This window comes from Paraeggerthella sp. Marseille-Q4926 (assembly GCF_916618935.1).
GTDB classification, from domain to species: Bacteria; Actinomycetota; Coriobacteriia; order Coriobacteriales; family Eggerthellaceae; genus Paraeggerthella; species Paraeggerthella hominis.
This window is the reverse complement of record NZ_CAKAKF010000005.1, coordinates 238267-256915: the sequence shown is the minus strand read 5'-3', so window position 1 is coordinate 256915 and position 18649 is coordinate 238267. Positions and strand designations below refer to the sequence as shown.

The window sequence follows — 18649 nt, the reverse complement described above, 5'->3', positions numbered from 1 at the left end:
GGCGCAGGTCGCCGACAACCGCCTCCGCCTTGAAGCCGGGGCGGCGCGTCACCATGCCCGCAGATGGATTCGTCATTGCGGAAATCCCGCCAAATACCTACTTGACGGATTCATAGGAACACCCCCCTACTTGCGATGAACGATAAGTTGAATTGTACCGGGGAATGCGGGAAGTTTGGCCAGCTTGTAAGCAACAACGTAAACCACCATAGATACCGCTATGCCGTTCACCGGCCCGATGAAAAACGGCATGTCGAGAAACTCAAGCCCGGGAACAAGGGCGAACGTGCCGCCGGTCACCACGCCGACCGCTATACCGACCGCAAGCCCGGCCAGGCCCGCAGTCGAAAAGCCCTCCTGCACGCGCACGTTTTCAGGGCGGCCTTTGCGCACGAGCCAGTAGTCGGCAATCATCACGCCCGCAAGAGCCGGGCCGCATGCGGAAAGCACCGTGAGAAACGCCTCGAACTGCCCCAGAATGCCGCCCACCGCCAGCACGATGCCCAGCACGCCGGACACGGCCGTGGTCCACTTGGACCCGTCTTCGTCACGGCCCATCATGACGGCGAAGCCCAACCCCGCCGAGTACACGTTGCCTGCGTTCACCGTCCACGCCGACAGCACGAGCGCCACCAGGCCCACTGCCGGAAGGCCTACCGAGTTCATGATGACGGCAATGTCGGACTCGCCCGTGACGATAGCCAACGAAGCGCCCGCCACCAGCGCCACGAGCGCGGCCGGGATCACGCCCACCACGCATGAGAGCACGGCATCCTTGCGCGTGCGCGCGAATCGAGCGAAGTCGCCAGCCGTGGCCCCCGCGAACGCGAACAAGCCCACGGCCATGTTGACGCCGGCGATGAACCCGATGGCGTCGGCCGGCAACGGCACGTACCCCAACAGCGGCTCCAAGCTTCCTGCGCGCGCGATGGAAGCTCCCACACCGTACAAGCAGATAAGCACCAGCAGCGGCGCGGCGACCGAGCTCAACCATTTCAGGCCGTTGAACCCGATGACGGCCGTGATCAGCATGAGGGCGCCCAAGGCAACCGAGCAAGCCCACACCGGGGCTTCGATGGCGAACACATCGAGCAGCATAAGGGACAGCGAAGCTCCGCATACCGCCGTTTGCACGCCGAACCAGCCAATGGTCACCACGCCCACGATAAGGGAAACCAGGTAGCGAGCGCCCGCGCGCCCAAGCGCCGGCGCAGCCAAAGAAGCAGTAGGAAGACCCAGGTCAGCAGCCTGCATGCTGACGAAGCACATATACGCCACAATAAATCCAAACCCCGCCAGCGTAGCGAGGGCGGCCCCCGACAGCGCCAGTCCCATGCCCAAAGCGGCGCCGACCATGAGCGTGGGCGCGCTGAACATGCCGCCTGCGCGGACGAAGGCTATGTCCAGCCAAGACTTCCGATCGGGTTCGGCAACGTGCAGGCCGGCGGCAATGCCGGTTGGCGATGCCGCCGCTTCGTCAGCCGCCGCAGGGAAATCACGTGCTGAAGACGTCATGCGCGTCCCCTTTTCGCTGTTCATGTTCGGATAAGGATGACTTCGAAGTGTAGCACAACCGATCCTGCGCACGGGAGGGGCAAAGCGCGCAGGATGAGGCCGGGTGGAGGCGACGTGCGGACGAGATGGGGGGTGTTCCTATGAATCCGTCAAGTAGGTATTTGGCGGGATTTCCGCAATGACGAATCCATCTGCGGGCATGGTGACGCGCCGCCCCGGCTTCAAGGCGGAGGCGGTTGTCGGCGACCTGCGCCCGAGCTTGCTACGCGGAGTACGGCACCCCGTCGCGCATGACCGCGTAGATGACCTTCATCCTCTTTCTCGCCGTGGCCTTGAGCGCGCACTTGTACTTCATGCCCCTGGCCCGGCATTTCCTTAGATACTCCCCGTAGTAGCCCTTCGACCTGGTCAGGGAGTTGCACGAGAAGATCAGCAGGTTCTTGAGCGGCTTGTTTCCGCCGCGGTGCCCCCTGTCGTAGTTGGTGGAGGTTCCGGATTGCTGGGTGGAAGGCGCCAGCCCGCAATAGCTGGCCAGCTTGTCGTGGCTGCCGAACTCGGAGATGTCGATGGAGACCACCAGCTGCATGGCCGTCCTCGGCCCGATGCCGGGGATTGTCTGCAGGTTCTTGAAGTCGGCGTTGTCGGACAGCGATTCCGCTATCGCGTCCTCGAGCTCGGACTCGGCCTCGTTGTCTGCCACGATGCGGCCCGCGAAATGCTTGACGTAGCGCATCTCGGCGGCCACGGCCTGCTCCGACGGGCGTTCGCCGCAGATCGAGTTCCAGAGGCGGTCTCGCTGCTCGCGGGTGGCGCGGTGCTTGCGGGACGCCGCGCAGAACCTCTTGCGCCCGGCGTCGAGCATGTTCCAGGGCCCTCCCAGCTCGGCGAGCATGCCGGCGCACCACGGCTCGGTCATCTCGCATGCCGCCTCGAATGCCGGGCACGACTCGAGCAGGCGCGAGTGCAGGGCGTTGGCGCACGCAGTGCGGTCCTTCTGCACCTGCGCCACCTGGGCAGACATTATCCTGGCGCCGTCGAGCGCCGGGTCCTCGGCCGGCACCGGGCGGAGCGTCTGGGGCATGCCCAGAGCCGCGCGCGCTATGACCTGCGCGTCCCGCTCGTCGGTTTTGGCGATCCCGGGGAAGCTCTTGGCGAGCTCGTGCTCGGCGGATCCCGGCAGGTAGGCGACGGGCCTTCCCGCCGCCCTCGCGCGCTTGATTGCGAGCGCGCCGATGTTGCGGCGCTGGTCGACTACCACGAGCGTGTCTGCGGGAAGCTCGGCCAGCAGCGCGTCGAGCTCCCCCTCGGAGTTGGCGACGCGCCTGCTCAGCAGGACCTCTCCGTCGAGGTCGACCGCATACGCCCAGTGGGCGAACTTTCCGACGTCGAGCCCCAGGTAGGCGGCGTGCTTGCTCGTGAGCGTTGCGTTCTTCTCGGCCATGGTGTTACCCTTTCTACACGGCTGGCCGCACCGTTCGCCGCGTCTCGGCAACCACATTACTCGGCCGTGGCGCGCGATGCGCCCGGCAGGTTCCTATCAGCCGGAATCGCGGCGGCCGACCTCCGGTGGCAACACCCCCCGGGCCTTCGCGAGAGGCAGGGGACTAGGGCCATCCGGAGGCGGCCGGCCAGCAGCCCAGAGGGCCAAGTCAATATTAGATTAAGGACTGGCTGGGTCGCTAATCCAACCGGGGCCGCCAAGCCCCTTGAACATGGCTCGATCAGGCTGGTTTCTACTGTAATGGGGTTCGGGTCGCGGCGCGGGTGCGAGCGGGCAGGGGTTGGACGGGGCTGGATGGGAGCCGGATGGCAAAGCAAGGGGCGCAAGCGACGCGCGTAGTCTATGATAGGCGGAGCGCCAAAACGATTGCAGGACGAAGGAGGGGCGTGCCATGGACGTCAAGCTGCACTACCGCGAGCAAGGATCCGGCACGCCGCTCATCTTGCTGCACGGTAACGGCGAGGACTCAACGTACTTCGAGCATCAGATCGAACGATTCTCGCGCAGCTTTCGCGTGATCGCCCTGGACACACGCGGGCACGGCCGATCGCCGCGAGGGAGCGCCCCGTTCACCATTCGCCAGTTCGCCGACGACCTGCTGCGATTTATGGACGCGCACGCTATCGAACGCGCCCATGTTCTGGGATTCTCGGACGGCGGCAACATCGCGCTCACGTTCGCGCTCGCACATCCGGATCGCGTGGACCGCCTTGTCCTGAACGGCGCGAACCTGAACGCAGCCGGCGTGAAGCGATCCGTGCAGATTCCCATTGAACTGGGGTATCGCGCGGCGTCGCTGTTTGCCCGCTGGAGCAAAAAGGCGCATGACAACGCCGAGATGCTGGGGCTTATGGTGAACGACCCGAACATCGATCCGCGGCAGTTGAGCAGACTTGACGTGCCGACGCTCGTGATAGCGGGCACGGACGACATGATCGAGGAGGGCCACACGCGGCTGATCGCGAAAAGCCTGCCCGATGCGCGCCTGACGTTCGTTCCCGGAGATCACTTCGTGGCAGCCAAGAACCCCGAAGCATTCAACCGCGAAGTCGAGCGCTTCCTGCTCGAACGCTAAGGCCGTGCCGCTGGCGCGCGCCAATCCTCCACCAAGTCAATCAACTCTTGTTGAGAGTGAACGCCCAATTTGGCATATATATGCTTAACGTGGCTTTTCACCGTGTTTCGAGAAACTACGTAATAGTCCATGACGAATTGCCCGTTGCGCCCACGCGCCAACATCGCGAATATCTCGGTTTCGCGCTCGGTCAAACCACAATCCACCCCGATAAAACGACATCGTTCCTCAATGCTCGGCGCAACCGCAACGCTCGTCGTCGCGTCTCCCCTTTCGCCCCGCGGCGCAGTTTCGTTTTCCGACAACTCGTTCCGCATCCGCGCGCGATCCGCCGACGCGCCCATGCCCACTACGCCCTGGATAGTGTCAGTGAAACTGAACTTCCGAAAGCCCAACCACAGGAAAGCAACGAACGCGAACAGCACCGTTTCGGCAATGAGCATGGCGGCATCGCCATTCGTCCCCACCAAGTCGTTCGTCGTATGACCGGCAACGGCGCCTATATCGGTGCCGACAGCGTTCATGCAGCGTATGAGCGCATACGTCGGCAGCAATGCAAGCAGGTTGCGCCTTCCAACCGAAAGAACCACCAGCCACACCAGCATGTCGAAACAGCGCACGCCAATGCGCAATAAAGCATTTGCCGAAGGAATGCCTGTCAAAAAAGTAAAGGGAGCAATGATGAATCCGGCGACCACAAGCAGTACTGAAAAGGAGAACAGCAGATCCTCCTTGCCCTCCCCGCCGGAGAACAGCATCCAGACCGCCACGCCCATCAGAACAAACGCCGAAATCTCCACGCCTACCGGGGCGTGCGAAACTTCGTTAAGCGTCAAACCGTACCCCGTTGCCACGCTAAACAACGCCGCACATAAAAACAAAGCGTGCGCTGGCTGCAAAAACGATTCAGGATTAGAAAGCTCAAGACTGGCCGGAGACGCGCCGCGCGCCACTTGGTCAAGCCTTAGACCGCCGCGACGGTGCAGCAACATGATGACCAGCGCGTGGCAGGCCACAACCTCGACAACACCCACCTGGAACAACACCGGCGGATGAACCACGCGCACCACCTCGCCCAGCGCCGTGCCGCACACCACAGCAACCAGCACCGCTTCCATCGAACGCAAGGACGCCAGAGTGCATAAAAGCATGACGGAAGCCCAAACCGAAGCAACGTTCGAAAACAGGAAGCCAACAATCGTTAGAGGCCCGTTGCCAAGGGATAGCGCGAATTCCAGCACAAAAGCCGCCGTGATTGCGCAGCCGAGCGCACCTACGGTTAACAGCCGTCGATCAAGCAGAACGGGCTTGCGCGAGGCGACGAGGAACACCCCTAAAAACAGCGCGCCCGAAAACAGCGTGGCCACCTCGCGAGCGATCCCGCAGTACTCGGCCACGCGCGCATACAAACTGGCATTTAAAACTCCGCCAACAAACCCCATGACGGCAAAGCCCACCACGCACAGCAACGTAACCGAATCCACAGCCTCTCCCAAGCTACGAATTCGTTGTGCAACCGATTGCAAGGTCCCTCCCCCCCTTGATCACGTGTCCCCATTGTACGTGAAACACGCCCGTGCTGCGAGCGCAGGAAGCGTCAATCCAATTCCCATCAGGCATAATGCGCACAAATCACCCCATCGGGGGGAGCAGAAGCCACCCGACGACCCCAATCGAAACGCCCCTTGCAGGGTGGTTTCAGCACCGCGCAACGTCGATAAGGTGAAGACCGAGGGATGCCGCATGACGCTGTCGGGCGGCAAGAGAACACATTTGAAGGAGGAACGTATGAAATCACAGGGAATATCTCGTCGCAGTTTTTTGGGCGGCATGGCAGGAGCCGGCGCGCTTGCCGCTATTGGGCTAGCCGGCTGCGCTCCGCAAGCTCCTGGCTCGGGCGATGCTAAAGCAGCAGGCTCCACCGAAGCGAAAGCCGCTTCCAATGGCGTTGTAGCCACAGACAACGGCAGCAGCGCCATAACCGTTGACTGGCTGGGATCTGCGCCCGAAATCGCCGAAAGCGACATCGCGGAAACCAAGGACACCGATCTTCTTATCGTGGGCGCCGGCAACGGCGGCATGATCGCAGGCGCCTACGCATCTGACCAGAAGATGGACTTCATCCTATGCGAGAAGGGCTCCGAAGTAGGCGCCACGCGCCATTGGTTCAATGCCGTTGACACCAAGCCCTTCACCGACCAGGGCTATTACACCGACCGCGCTCGTCTGCATGGCGAATGGGCTCGCTACTCCAGCGGAACGTGCGACCAGGCTCTCATCAACATGTGGATGAACGAGAGCAACGACATGTTCGAGTACGTCGACAAGTACATGAGCGCTGCTGGCGCGAAGGTCATCGCCGATGAGTTCGAAATGCCCGGCGGCATGGGCGCCACCCCCTTCTACACTCCGTGCGGCGAGCATCACTACGGCAATGCCGAAGGCGGACGAGACGGCATTCCGGAGCGCAACAAGCTGTTCGAGCAAATCATGAACGACAACGGCTACCAGATTTCCTACAAGCACGAATTAGCCAAGCTGGTTACCGACGAGTCTGGCAAGGTAACGGGCGCCATCTTCAAGACCGACAACGGCTACACCCAGATCAACGCCAAAAAAGGCGTGCTGCTGACAACGGGCGGCTACAGCGCCAACCCCACCATGCTGTCCGCCCTGTCCCCCATCACCACCGCTTCGGTTACCGCCTTGGGCTACAACCAGAACAACGACGGCATGGGCATCAAAGCCGCCCTGTGGGCTGGTGCCGTAAAGGATATCACCAGCGCGACCATGATCTTCGACCGCGGCCTGGTAGCTCCCGGAACCACCGCCGGCTACACCCAGGAATCCATCGAAGCCGGCAAGCCGCAGTTCCCGGGCAACGGCCAGTTCAACCCAGGCACGCAGCCGTTCCTGAAAGTGAACACAAAAGGCAAGCGCTTCGCACTGGAATCCGCCGACTACGACTATCTGCCGCATGCGGCAGCCCAGCAGCCTGGCGGCGTGTACATTAGCGTGTGGGACGGAAACTTCGGCGAAGACGTGCAGCGCTTCCACACATTGGGCTGCAGCGCCGGCACCCGCATGGGCGTTCAGCGCGTCAAGCGCGAAGACGGCACCTACGATTTGGAAAAGTACTTCGAGAAAGAGCTTGCAGACGGCCGCCTGCAAATGGCCGATACGCTTGAGGAACTGGCCGACAAGCTGGGCTTCGATGCCGATGCCAAAAAGAACTTCCTAGCCACCTGCAAGCGCTACAACGAGCTGTTCGACGCTCAGGAAGACGTGGACTTCGGAAAGGAAGCGTACCGCCTGTCCGAGCTTCGCACGCCTCCGTTCTTCGGCGCTACGCTGGGCGGCACGCTGCTGACCACCATCGACGGCGTTCGCATCAACGAAGACTGCCAGGCCCTCAATGCAGAGTTTGAGCCTATCGAAGGATTGTACTGCGCCGGCGACTGCTCGGGCTCCCTGTTCAGCGGCAACTATCCCGACCAGATGCACGGCGTAGCTTGCGGTCGCACCATGACCGAGGCGCTGCATGTGGTCAAGCTGCTGGCAGCCAAATAGCGCAATACCCCTTACGGTCGCGCACACCCCTCCCACGCGCGACCTTCCAGCACGAAGCGCCCACCTATCTCGGTGGGCGCTTCGCATGTCCATCTGCAGTCTAGGCAGGAGTGCGCCATTCGCACGGATCGGGCGCAGCCAGCCCCCTCACGCCGATAATGATCATCTCGATACCGTTGGCAAAGGAGTCTTCGGTATAGGCGCTGCGCACGATGCGTTGCCACGGAGGCAGACAAGAGGACTCATCGCCATGCGTCTCTTCTGCGCTTCGAAGACGAGCGGCTCCGATTGCGCTGGCGTTGAATCCCGAGAGAAACGCATCGACCATCGCCCATGCTTTGGCAAGAACGTCCTCCGGCATCCCTTGCGCGAGATGCAGGGATACGATTTTTTCCGTATGCGCCGCCAGTCCCGCATACGAAACGAACGGATCTATTCCGTTGTCCACATCGTGCATGTGCGGGTGCGCGAAGAACTCCCGATGGATCGAGGTCATGGTGCGGCGCAGCGTATCATCCCAGCGTTCACCGGGAACGGGGTCGGTATCCATCGTTTCCATGAATCGCGTAAGCACCGCCGCAAGCACTTCTTCGCGCGAAGAAAAGTGCGCGTAAAACGCCATGGCCGAAACGCCCAGCTCCGCTCCGAGCGCGCGCATGGTAAACGTGCTCAATCCATCGCGATCGATCATGCGGTAGGCAGCATCAACGATAACGTCCTTGTTCAGTCCGCATTTTCGATTCCTCGCAAACTCCGAGCCCACGATGTTCCCTCCCGACGCGCATACGTTTCATCATCAGCATAGCACGACGATTCGCGCGCCCCGAGGCGCCGGACGCACATCATGCGAAAACCAATCAGGCCGGCACAAAGGCCGGCCTGCGTATTACGCAATCAAGAAGCAGGGACTTAAACCGCTATGCAGACAAGCGGCGAATCGCGCCTAGGCCGTCTTGGGATTATGGGGCCAATCATGACAATGGAGGCACTGGTTGTCGGTGACCTCCTTGTCCTTCGCATGGCAATTCACGCAGGAATTGTAACCTCCGTGGATAGAATCATGAGGGTTGCTGGCTCCGTACGATGACGTAGTTTCAGCAAGAGCCTCGTAGCTTCCACCATGACAGCTCAAGCATTGCTCATCGGACACATAAGCCCCCGCGACGTCGCCAGATGTTTGCGTCGTCGCCACAGACGACGAGCTTTCCTGAGTTCCGCTTGGCGCGCATGCCGCAAGCCCGAGCGAAAAGCACAGCGCGGCGGCAAAAACGACAGTTTTCACGCGTGCGGATCGGTTCGCATTCAACATAGTTCCTTACGCTCCCTTCACGGCATGCTCGGCAGCCACGTAGCCGAACGTGACAGCCCTACCGATAGACGTTCCTGGAATATGACGCGGGTAATTCCCTGCAAAGAAGTTCCCCGATGCGTTGCCGACAGCGTACAAGCCCTCGATAACCTGATCATCCGCGTCAAGCACACGACAGTCGCCGTCGATAGTCAATCCGCCAACCGTAGCTAGCACGCAGCTATTCGTAGTCAGGGCAAAGTAGCGCGTACCCGTAAACGGCATGGTTTGGGAGAGATCACGCCCGAAATCCCTGTCTACGCCATCCTTAAAGAACTCGTTGTAACGTGCGATAGTGTCCGCGAGACCCTGGGGATCTACGCCGCACTGCTTTGCAAGCTCCTCAGGAGAGGAACCCTCGAAGAGCCACCCCTTCTCCTTAAACTCGTCGACCGCGTCTTCCATGCCTTCGAACATCGTCTCGTCGAACACTTGCCAGCAATTCTTTCCATAACCGGGCTGGGCGTTTTGAGCATTGGACACGCTCTGGAACGGAAGATCCTCGCGCACGAAGCGCTTTCCCTGACCGTTGACCATAAGCGCGAAGTAGACAGCGTTCCACGTACGTGCATCGTAAAACGAATCCGGATTACCCCAACGAAAGTTCATGATCGGCTGCGGGCAAGAATCCATCTGAGCACCTATCTTGATACCCATCAGGTGTCCGTCGCCGGTAGTCCCCCAACCGGGATTCCACCAACTCGACGTCGCGTAGTCCTCCGGTCGCGTCCAGGCTTGCATAAGATCAGGGTTCGCATCGTAGCCGCCAGTGGCAAGAATAACGCCTTTGCCGGCATTGATCTTCACGTACGTATCACCGCTTTTAGCGATAACGCCACTTACGCGACCGGACTCGTCACGAACCAACTGCACGCCGGGAGTTTCAAAGCGCAGATCCAAATTGTCGTAGAGCTTTGCTACTTCCTGCATTTCAAGGCACACGTAAATGCCCGAATAGCCAGAACGCACGCCCGCATCGGGCGGAAGCGAGGGGCTGTCGTAAAAACCCAGCTCGGTATCAATAAGCGGGTTCAACGCAGGCATGCCGTTAGTAGAGGGAGCCCCTTCAACCTTGGATATAACGAAGCCGTTTTGCCCCTTGTCCAGCATCGACTGCCAGAAATCCGTAGCCTCCCCCGAGCGATCAACATACGTACGCGTGGGTTCAGGACGCACGCGCCAATATGCGCTTCGATATATCTCATCGAGCAGCGCCACCTTGTCGATAGCTGTGCCTTCCTGGCATTTCGCACCTGCGGCGCCAAAGCACTCGAAGCAGCCGCGACCTTTCGTCATTTTTTCAATGCAGATAACCTTCGCGCCTTCTTCTGCAGCTTTGAGGCTTGCCATAAGGCCGCCGATGCCGGCACCCACCACCACGATGTCGCAGTCTTCGGTAGACCCTATTTCGCTTGCAGCGATGTCGCGATCCTCGAATCCGACCGGCCCGCGCGGTCCAGGGCAAGCAGCCTTGTTTACCGGAATCAGGTTTGTGTCGCTGGCAAGCTGTCGGTACACATCGCCCGCATCGCTTGATGACGCACCAGCTGCCGCGTCATCGGCAAACGCGATGCCCGCAGATCCGAATGCGCCCATCGCCCCAGCGGACAACCCGGCCAAGCCGACGCCCTTCAGGAACGAACGACGTGAAACGTCCGCTTCTCCCATTGCTCCTCCTTTGTTGATGCCTTGGTCCGGCGTTTAAGCCGGACTCCCCCAGTGCTTTCTTTACACTGTAAAGCAAATGGTAACGCGATTTCTTTACGCTGTAAAGTAAGAGATCTCGCGCCGCGCCTAAGCACCCTAAAAACCAGGAGCACTATTAGGACGGCTAGAAACGGTTTAGCCCCCGCATCGACTGCAAGCGAGAGCCTTTCATCACCCGGAATGTCGCAAGACAAAAAACCGCTCGCCCAGAACGGAACGAGCGGTCAGAAACCTCCGCGCAAAACCTACTTCCGCACGCCGGTCATCGTTTGCTCTACGATGCTGTTCATGACGTCGGCGGTGAGCATGCCGGTGACGTATCCGAACACGTTACCGTCTTTGTCGATCATGAACGTAGTGGGAAACGACCTGATCCCGTACGCGCTGAACAACTGGCCCTTTGTGTCCATCAGCACCGGATACGTGATGCCGTATTCCTTGATGAACGATTTCACATCGCCCTCGGAAGCATCGCTGTTCTGCGGTCTATCGGCGGTTTTAGGATTCGCCACGCCCAGAACCACCAGATCACCCTGATTCTGACCACGATCGCGGTACAGTGCCTCGATATCGGGAATCTCGCGCTGACACGGCCCGCACCACGTGGCGAAGAAGTTCAGGAACACGGTCTTGCCGCGATAATCGGACAACTTATGCTCCACGCCATCCTGATCAACCAAGGAGATATCGGCCATGGGAGCCAAAGCGGCATCCTCCGAGGAACCCTTTCCAGCAGCGTCCCCATCAGGCGACGATGCGGACGACGAAGGCTGCTCGTCCGAGTTCGTCTTGCCCGCATCGCCCGCCCCATCAGCAGGCTGCTCCTGCGCGGCGGGAGCGGCGCCGAACGAAGACAGGTAGCTGGTCACGCCGTTCATCCATCCCGTCACCGTCATCAAGCCCATGACGATGAGCAGCGCTCCTCCCACCTTCACCGTGTACTTGACCACGTTTCCGTGCGTGCGGAAAAAGCGCAGCACCTCGCCGGTGAACAAGCCCACCATCAAAAACGGCAGCACGAAGCCCAGCGTATACACGGCCACCAGCACATAGCCCCACGCCGCCGACGCGCTCGACGACGCCATAAGCAAAACGCCTGCCAGCACCGGCCCCACGCACGGCGTCCACGCAAAGCTGAACGTAAAGCCCAACACCAAGGCGACCAGGGGATTCATAGCGAACGAGCCCAGGTTGAACGGTAGGCGACGCTCGGATTCGATCAGGCGCGTCTTGCCGAACGCGCCCAGCATGTACAGGCCGAACGCCACCATGATGATGCCTGCCACCATCGAGAACACGCGCTGGTTGCCCGTGAAAAACTGCCCGAGCGCCGTAAACCCAAAGCCCAGCAAAAAGAACGCGAAGCTCACGCCAACAACGAAAAACAGCGTGTTCACGAACACTTTCTTGCGCGGGTACTCGATGAGCCCGTCTTCGCCCACCTTGCCTGCGCCGCCGGCAAGATAGCCCACGTACAACGGAATCAACGGAAGCACGCAGGGAGAGAAAAAGCTCAGGAGTCCTTGCACGAACACCGTCAAAGCGGGAATGCTCGTTTCGAGAGAAAAACCCATGGGACGTCTCCTAATCGGTCGAATTGCTTGGGATCAGCGAATGGGGATGCGTCGCACGATCGGCGTCTCGAGCGCTCGGCTCGAATATGCGCGCATCGATGTCGGCTACGCTCGTGCGATCAAGCTCCTCGAAACAGCGCTTGTTCAGGTCGGCGAAGATGCCGTCCATGACATCGGCCATCCCGCACGCGATAAGGCAATCCATGTCATGACTGCCGCTGTGCCAGGTCGATTCGACGAAACGCACGCCCAAAGCGTCAGCCACCGTTCGCAGGCTCACTTCAGCAGCATCGGCCGCGAATCGGTATCCGCCCACGCTTCCTTCGCGCGTCGACACCAGGCCCGCGCGCTTGAGCGGCACCATCACCTTGCGCACGCGCGCCGCATTCGTGCAAATGTTCTCGGCAAGCGCCTCGCTCGAAACGGTGTCCGCCTTATGGTTCAAATACACAAGCGCGTGCACCGCTACCATGAAATCGCTGTTCATACTTACTCCGAAAATCGAATGGGCCGATCGAGGACAATCGGCCCCTGTCTGCTGCACCTACTTATACAACAGTTCTGTACTCGTTTTCAATACAGTTTACAAATCGACATATGGCAACCTCGCCGAAGGCTCGAAAGCTCGTTCCAAGAACTTCGAGCGCAAACGCTTGTCCCGCCTTGATTCTCTGAGCTAGATGAAAGCGGAGCTGTTTTCGTACGTGCTTGGAAGCTGATCGGTTCGCTCCAGATAGAAAGCCGCCTGCACCGCCTCCATGTAGGGGTTCAGCCAGAGAAAGCCTATCCCAAAGGTCAAAACCGACAGGAGCACCCACCCAATGAAGGTCAGGCTCAACCAGAACAGCCGGCCTTTGTGCCCCCTCATAAGCTCCTTGGACTGGCCGATGGCGTCCATCACGCCAATATCCGGATTTTGCGCCATGATGTAGGGAGCCATAGCGTAGCGGTAGGCGGCGATGATGCCCGGAACGATGAGCAGCAACGACCATGCAAAAATGAGAAGCCACATGGCAAGATTCAGTAAAAGACACTTGCCCAAGTTCGAAAACTTCGAAAACAAGACGTTGAATTCCGCAGGGGCATCTTTCTTGATCAGGTTAATGCTGAACTGGCAAAGTCCTTGCCGCACCGCCCCGCCGATTATCAGAACAACAACGCCGTAGATGCCGATGACAACGCCCAAGAAACCGAACGGCTCCGCAAAAGCAAGCTCGAACGCGAAAGGAATATGCACCAAGTACGAGAATCCGTCAGAACTGCCGACGGTATAGAAAGCATCGCCCGCTTGAACGGTGAAAGACGGCAGCACGGCGGCGTTTACGTCGCCTATGATCACGGCCACCAGGGCAACAACGAGCGCAACGCCCCACATGCCCCGCAGAGCACTCCGAGCGATGGCGCGAACCTGACGGGCATACATGGCGGCCTCCTTTTATCCGGCAAGCTCAAAGCCTAGCATACCCCAGAAAGAGACCGCCCGCATCCGAATGCTCGACTAGCGCTTCAGGCCGCCCAGAATACCGGTGCGCTTCGGAGGGTTCGGCAGATGGATGAGGCGCGGCTCGAAGTCGAACAGCTCATCGGTGCTCACCGTAGAGCTTACGGTCAAGCAACTCTTCAAGCATGCATCGGAGCACAGGCGGCACTGCACGCAATCGGCCGCGGAGAATTCAAGGAAGCTGCCTTCGCCGTCCGCGGGCTTCATCTCGCTCTTCTTGAGCGCTCCCGTAGGACAGAACACCGTGCACATGCCGCATGAGCTGCATGCTTCTTCGTCGATCGACACCGACCCGAACAGCCGCGTATCGATTTCAGGCACCGTCGAAGCGCCCAGCCCATCCATGGCGTCGAGCACGCGCATACGGCGCTCGGGGTTGAACTGCGGAAGCGTTCCCGCGTCGGACATGCGCAGGCGATCGCGTAGCGACGGACCAGCGGTGCCATCGTTTTTGAACACCATCACTTCGGCGGTTTTCCCGGCCGCATCCACCGCGCGCGAACGAGCGCTGGTGAAAAATCCCCGGCGCGATTCACCCAGCAAGCTGCGCTTGTCCTGCAGCAACACTTCCTCGGGAAACGCCGACGCCCGCCTCACGCGGATCTCGGAACCTTGCGCGGCAATCAGATCGTTCGCCGAACGAACGGTGGCGTCGATCCCCGGCACATTCGCTCTGAATTTACACGTCGAGCACGTGCCGTCAACCAGCACGATATCCTCCACGCCGCGCGCGGCAAGCCCCAGAAGCACGCTTTCTTCCATGCGAGCCAAGCACGGAACCTCCGCGTAACGTCGGGGATCGCCCACGCGCTTCGACGCTATGCGAGCGCACGCGAATACGGCCATCCCTTCGGTATTCACCACGCCTTCCGCCACGCTTGAAGCAAGGTCCTCGTCAAGCGGCTGCAACGGAATAAGCGCTTCGGTGGGACAGACCGTCGTGCAGGCCCCGCATGCCACGCAGGCATCGCTGTCAAGCGACAGCACGTTGTCGACCGCCTCAACTGCGCCGGTCGGGCACGCATCCGAGCACTTCGTACAGGACGAATGGCGGTTGCGCACCACCGTGCAGCGATCGGAGGCCAAGTAGACGGCCTTGCTCTCAAGCGCTTCCGCCACTTCGACTATGTCGATAAGGTTGGGCATGCTACCCCTCCAAGAAAGATTCTTCCAACGAGCGCAGTTCTTCGGGCGTGTTCGCGTTGATGAAACAGCCGCCCATGGGTTCGGCCTCCAAGACGCGCGCTTGCGGGAATTCGAGCACGTTCACATCGGCGAAGAACGCCTGGGCGCGCTTTTCGCCCCGGCCGAGCGCCGCGATCACAGCAGGCAGGCAGCCCGAACGGCGATACATCGCATGGAACGGCTCGTAGCCGTGCTTGTTGATGGGAACCACCACATCGGCGCCCGACTCGTTCATGGCCAGGGCTTCGGCAACAACAAGCGACGGCGACGCGAACACCATGTCGCACGCCACTACGGCAACGTACGGGTTGCCGGCCGCCTGCAGGGCCGTGAACAGGCCCGGCAACGCACCGCGGCATTCGCACGCATCCCGCACGAACTGGATGCGGTACTGCGGGAACATGTCGTACAGAAACGTCAGGTTTTCCGGCTCGTTCGTCGTGATGATCAAGTCATCCGAAGCGGGAGCAAGTCGCTCGACCATGCGGGCGATAAGGGGGCGGCCCGCGAACGGAACCGTCGCCTTGCTCTGACCCATGCGACGGCTCTCCCCGCCTGCCTGGATCACCACGGTCACACGCGGCCGAGCGTAGCGCTGCGCGACGAAATCCGCCAATCCGGAAACGTCGTTCAAATCGAACGAGGGGATGCCGTACGTCTCGGCAGCGCGATGCGCATCGGCGATATCGGTCACCACGGCAACAGTCTGCGCCGTGGGAAGCTTGTTGGAGATATCGGCATGATCGGGATGCTGCACGGCGAAGTGACTGCCCGTTGCTGAAGCAGGCGCTTGCTGGGAACGTTCGAGCATCTCGTGAGCGGCCGGGTCGTCAGCAGGAGGAACCGTACCGCGCGTGAACTGCGTGAAGTCGGTGCCGAGCGGCCAACCGCAACGCGCGCCTTCGGCGAACACGTCGGCTACGCGTGCGTCGGCTTCGTTGCCCGAACGCATGATTTCGATGGTGGGAAGCCCACTTTTGCGATAGCCTTCCACCACCACGATGTCATGACCGGGCATGCTGCGCACGATTTCAGCGCACTCGATTTCGCCTTTGACGGTTTTCACGCGCGCCATCTGGCCCGGAGCCGCAATCACCGTCTCGCTTGCACCGGCGGCGCGATGGCGATACGAGTCCTTTCCGGGAATATCGATATCGAAGCCCACGTGGCTGTGGTGCTTCACGCTACCCACGTCGAGGCCTCGAGCCACCAGTTCAGTGATAAGCTTTTCGATCAGCGTGGTCTTGCCCGAATTATGGCGTCCAACTATGGACACCGCCGGACTAGGAATGTTCACCATGCGCTTCCCCCTGTTCATTCGGCGCTCAGTATAGCACGACGCACGGAAGGGAGCTTGACAGGAAGCGAGCGCAAACGCGAACGCGGGCGGCACCGGCGCATCGGAGTCCACCTCCAGCAACCGATCATGCCGGCCGCGCCCGAACGCACGAAGGCCGCGCTCGAGCGCGGCCTTCGCAGGAGGGAGGAAAAGACGATGCCGACATGCGCGGACGGACGGTGCGCTGCATCACCGCTCGCTCGCCGTTCCCAGCATCGTCGCGAGTCGTTTAGCCTCGAGCAGCATGCTTGCCAGCCACGCGGCCGCTCGTCATGGCGTTGCCCATGTTGTTGCCCGCAGAGGGACAGTTGTAAGCGTTTCCGTAGCGCTCGCCCATCGTGTTGCCCACCGCATACAGGCCCTTGACGACATCGTTTTTCGAAGCCGTAAGCACCTGGTAGCTTCCGTTGACGCACAAGCCCGCAAGCGTGTTCAGGCCAGGACCGTACAAGCGCTCGGTGCCCTGCTTGGCAATATAGAACGGGGCCTCGTCGATCGGAATGAGCAGATTCTCCGGCTTGCCGTAATCTGCATCCACTCCAGCAGCGCACAGTTCGTTGTAACGCTCGACCGTGGCCTTTGCGGTTTCGAGAGCCTCCCCGGAAAGCCCGGCATTTTTCAGCGCTTCCTCCACGGTAGCCCCGACGAACACCTCGTTCACAAACGGCCTCGTGCGGTTCGCAATTTCCAGACCGCGAACCTCAATGGTGCCAGCAGAGGGGTCTGCGCCGTCCATCTGCGCCCGATATTCTTCGATGCCCTCAGGAAATCCCCAGTTAGGAGCACCGTGATCAAGGCCGCCCGCCTGAATATACTGCATGTGCTTTTTATCCATGATGGCGAAGTTGCCCACCATGGCCGCTTCGAGATCAATAGGCTGACGGCACGACTGAGCCAGCACCAACCCCGCATACGACTCGTTCATGAAGCGCTCGCCCTTGCAGTTCATCCACAAGCTTGGAACCGAACCCCAGGGACCGAACGAAATGGAAGGCGCGTCGCCGGCCACGGGGCGCGGATGGCTCTCGATGGCACCGCCCGCCCAGCAGCCCATTTTATGACCGGAGCCATCGCAGTCGGTCATACCCGTCAACGTCTCCCGATCCACGCCATGTCGCTCGGCGTTTTCAGCGCATTCCGAGCAAAGCTCCCACACCATGTCGGTATTGGCACCGAAGTCGCCCGTGGCCAGGATAACGCCCTTGGATGCGTCGAAGCGCACATAGGATCCGTCGGCATCTTGAGCGATAACGCCAAGGACTGCGCCCTCGTCACTCTGCACGCAACGCACCGCCGCATGGCCGCAAAACCATTTCGCGCCCAAATCCTCGGCGGCATCGCGGCAATACGTCTCGAGCTCGGCCAAGCGGGAAACGTCCGTCAAGCCATTCTTGCCCACCGGATTAGCGTTTTTCGTACCAACGGTCTGCACGGTGGATGCCCACATCTTGTAACCGGACACCTCCACCGGATAATCGCTTCCGTTCGGCTTGTCGTAAGCGATCTGAACGATGCACTCGCCACCCTTGTAATCGAACACGTTCGACGTGTCGGGGACGAGCGAGGCCAGATTGTCCATCATTTCGCCCGAGTTGTACACGAACGAACGAATGACATCGGTGCTGCACCGTCCATTAGCGCGACGCACGTACTCGTTCACGATTTCGTTCAGGTCGTACGGACCAAAGCCCCAGCTTTCCAGCAGCTTCGAATTGTACGAGCAGATGTCGTCGCCCCGATACACGATTTCGCCGTCGTTGTGCTTCTCGATCACGGCCACGCTCGCGCCCTCTTGCGCAGCAGCCAACGCCGCTTGCGTGCCAGCATGACCGCCGCCCACTACCACGACGTCGAAAGACTTCGTCTCCGCAATGTCGCCATCGGCAATCTCGGGCGCGGATCCCAGCCAATTCTCGTCGCACATATAGTATGCCGGGCGGGCCGAAGCGGCCTCGCCCGCAGCCGCGCTTCCCTTGACCGGCTCCTTAGCCGGCTGCGGAGCGCAGCCGGCTAGCCCCATGACGCCCAGGACGCCAGCACTCACCGCTCCTGCCAGGAAATTCCTTCGTGAAAGCTCCATCGCTCTCCCTCTCCTTCGCTCTCCAACTCCCAACGTGCACTGCGTTGGCTTCAACATGCTCCATCCTGACCAGAAGACCGGTTTGGCGCTATCCGATGAACCGTTGATTTCGCCTTCAGCGAAGGCAAAGGCGCTCAACGTTTTTACGTAGATGTTCTCAATCTCATGCGTTTCAGCAGATCAAACAAGCATTTTGATTAACGAAGAGACGTAGCAATGCTATAATGCAGCCTGCCCCAAGCAGCCAGGAGGAA

At 60.5% G+C, this 18649-nt stretch carries 14 protein-coding genes; 2 read left to right on the top strand and 12 right to left on the bottom strand.

Translation table 11 applies throughout. The annotated features are described in order from the left end of the window. Positions 1-126: 126 nt before the first annotated feature. Complete coding sequence (locus tag LG373_RS12010) at positions 127-1515, bottom strand: cytosine permease (protein ID WP_225749879.1); 1389 nt, start codon at positions 1513-1515, stop codon at positions 127-129. A gap of 262 nt (positions 1516-1777) precedes the next feature. Beyond that, a complete protein-coding gene (locus tag LG373_RS12005; protein WP_225749082.1) occupies positions 1778-2956 on the bottom strand; it encodes an IS110 family transposase in 1179 nt (392 codons plus the stop codon). Between the two features lie 451 nt (positions 2957-3407). Here LG373_RS12005 and LG373_RS12000 point away from each other — a divergent pair, with 451 nt between their 5' ends. Then, positions 3408-4091 carry an alpha/beta fold hydrolase gene (locus LG373_RS12000; protein WP_216528798.1) on the top strand — a complete coding sequence of 228 codons (684 nt, stop codon included), beginning with the start codon at positions 3408-3410 and terminating at the stop codon, positions 4089-4091. Here the strand turns inward: LG373_RS12000 and LG373_RS11995 are convergent. Next, positions 4088-5575: a helix-turn-helix transcriptional regulator gene (locus LG373_RS11995; RefSeq protein WP_225749878.1), complete on the bottom strand. Its 1488-nt coding sequence runs from the start codon at positions 5573-5575 to the stop codon at positions 4088-4090. The two genes, LG373_RS12000 and LG373_RS11995, sit on opposite strands and share 4 nt — an antisense overlap. 304 nt (positions 5576-5879) lie before the next feature. Here LG373_RS11995 and LG373_RS11990 point away from each other — a divergent pair, with 304 nt between their 5' ends. Continuing rightward, positions 5880-7661, top strand: a complete 1782-nt coding sequence (locus LG373_RS11990; RefSeq protein WP_216528796.1) for an FAD-binding protein — start codon at positions 5880-5882, stop codon at positions 7659-7661. Positions 7662-7761: 100 nt separating this feature from the next. Here LG373_RS11990 and LG373_RS11985 read toward each other — a convergent pair whose 3' ends face one another. From LG373_RS11985 to LG373_RS11945, 9 genes are all read right to left on the bottom strand, one after another. Next, a complete protein-coding gene (locus LG373_RS11985; protein WP_216528795.1) occupies positions 7762-8424 on the bottom strand; it encodes a TetR/AcrR family transcriptional regulator in 663 nt (220 codons plus the stop codon). Positions 8425-8604: 180 nt separating this feature from the next. Next, positions 8605-8943, bottom strand: coding sequence for a cytochrome c3 family protein (locus tag LG373_RS11980; RefSeq protein ID WP_225749877.1), 339 nt, complete (start codon positions 8941-8943; stop codon positions 8605-8607). A 33-nt stretch (positions 8944-8976) separates the two neighbouring features. Then, positions 8977-10677, bottom strand: a complete 1701-nt coding sequence (locus LG373_RS11975) for an FAD-binding protein (RefSeq protein WP_216528793.1) — start codon at positions 10675-10677, stop codon at positions 8977-8979. A 284-nt stretch (positions 10678-10961) separates the two neighbouring features. After that, complete coding sequence (locus LG373_RS11970) at positions 10962-12290, bottom strand: cytochrome c biogenesis protein/redoxin (RefSeq protein WP_216528792.1); 1329 nt, start codon at positions 12288-12290, stop codon at positions 10962-10964. A gap of 10 nt (positions 12291-12300) precedes the next feature. Then, positions 12301-12777 carry an Rrf2 family transcriptional regulator gene (locus LG373_RS11965; protein WP_216528791.1) on the bottom strand — a complete coding sequence of 159 codons (477 nt, stop codon included), beginning with the start codon at positions 12775-12777 and terminating at the stop codon, positions 12301-12303. 189 nt (positions 12778-12966) lie between these two features. Continuing rightward, positions 12967-13713, bottom strand: coding sequence for a DUF975 family protein (locus tag LG373_RS11960; protein WP_216528790.1), 747 nt, complete (start codon positions 13711-13713; stop codon positions 12967-12969). Between the two features lie 75 nt (positions 13714-13788). After that, positions 13789-14937, bottom strand: a complete 1149-nt coding sequence (locus tag LG373_RS11955) for a 4Fe-4S binding protein (protein ID WP_216528789.1) — start codon at positions 14935-14937, stop codon at positions 13789-13791. A 1-nt stretch (position 14938) separates the two neighbouring features. Then, complete coding sequence (gene mobB / locus LG373_RS11950; protein WP_225749876.1) at positions 14939-16294, bottom strand: molybdopterin-guanine dinucleotide biosynthesis protein B; 1356 nt, start codon at positions 16292-16294, stop codon at positions 14939-14941. A 250-nt stretch (positions 16295-16544) separates the two neighbouring features. Next, positions 16545-18395 carry an FAD-binding protein gene (locus LG373_RS11945; protein ID WP_225749875.1) on the bottom strand — a complete coding sequence of 617 codons (1851 nt, stop codon included), beginning with the start codon at positions 18393-18395 and terminating at the stop codon, positions 16545-16547. Positions 18396-18649: the final 254 nt, after the last annotated feature.

Excerpts from the sequence above, each read along its gene's own strand:
- LG373_RS12010 (WP_225749879.1), bottom strand. The coding sequence starts at position 1,515 with ATGACGTCTTCAGCACGTGATTTCCCTGCGGCGGCTGACGAAGCGGCG.
- LG373_RS12005 (WP_225749082.1), bottom strand. The coding sequence starts at position 2,956 with ATGGCCGAGAAGAACGCAACGCTCACGAGCAAGCACGCCGCCTACCTG.
- LG373_RS12000 (WP_216528798.1), top strand. The coding sequence starts at position 3,408 with ATGGACGTCAAGCTGCACTACCGCGAGCAAGGATCCGGCACGCCGCTC.
- LG373_RS11990 (WP_216528796.1), top strand. The coding sequence starts at position 5,880 with ATGAAATCACAGGGAATATCTCGTCGCAGTTTTTTGGGCGGCATGGCA.
- LG373_RS11975 (WP_216528793.1), bottom strand. The coding sequence starts at position 10,677 with ATGGGAGAAGCGGACGTTTCACGTCGTTCGTTCCTGAAGGGCGTCGGC.
- LG373_RS11970 (WP_216528792.1), bottom strand. The coding sequence starts at position 12,290 with ATGGGTTTTTCTCTCGAAACGAGCATTCCCGCTTTGACGGTGTTCGTG.
- LG373_RS11965 (WP_216528791.1), bottom strand. The coding sequence starts at position 12,777 with ATGAACAGCGATTTCATGGTAGCGGTGCACGCGCTTGTGTATTTGAAC.
- LG373_RS11960 (WP_216528790.1), bottom strand. The coding sequence starts at position 13,713 with ATGTATGCCCGTCAGGTTCGCGCCATCGCTCGGAGTGCTCTGCGGGGC.
- LG373_RS11955 (WP_216528789.1), bottom strand. The coding sequence starts at position 14,937 with ATGCCCAACCTTATCGACATAGTCGAAGTGGCGGAAGCGCTTGAGAGC.
- mobB (WP_225749876.1), bottom strand. The coding sequence starts at position 16,294 with ATGAACAGGGGGAAGCGCATGGTGAACATTCCTAGTCCGGCGGTGTCC.
- LG373_RS11945 (WP_225749875.1), bottom strand. The coding sequence starts at position 18,395 with ATGGAGCTTTCACGAAGGAATTTCCTGGCAGGAGCGGTGAGTGCTGGC.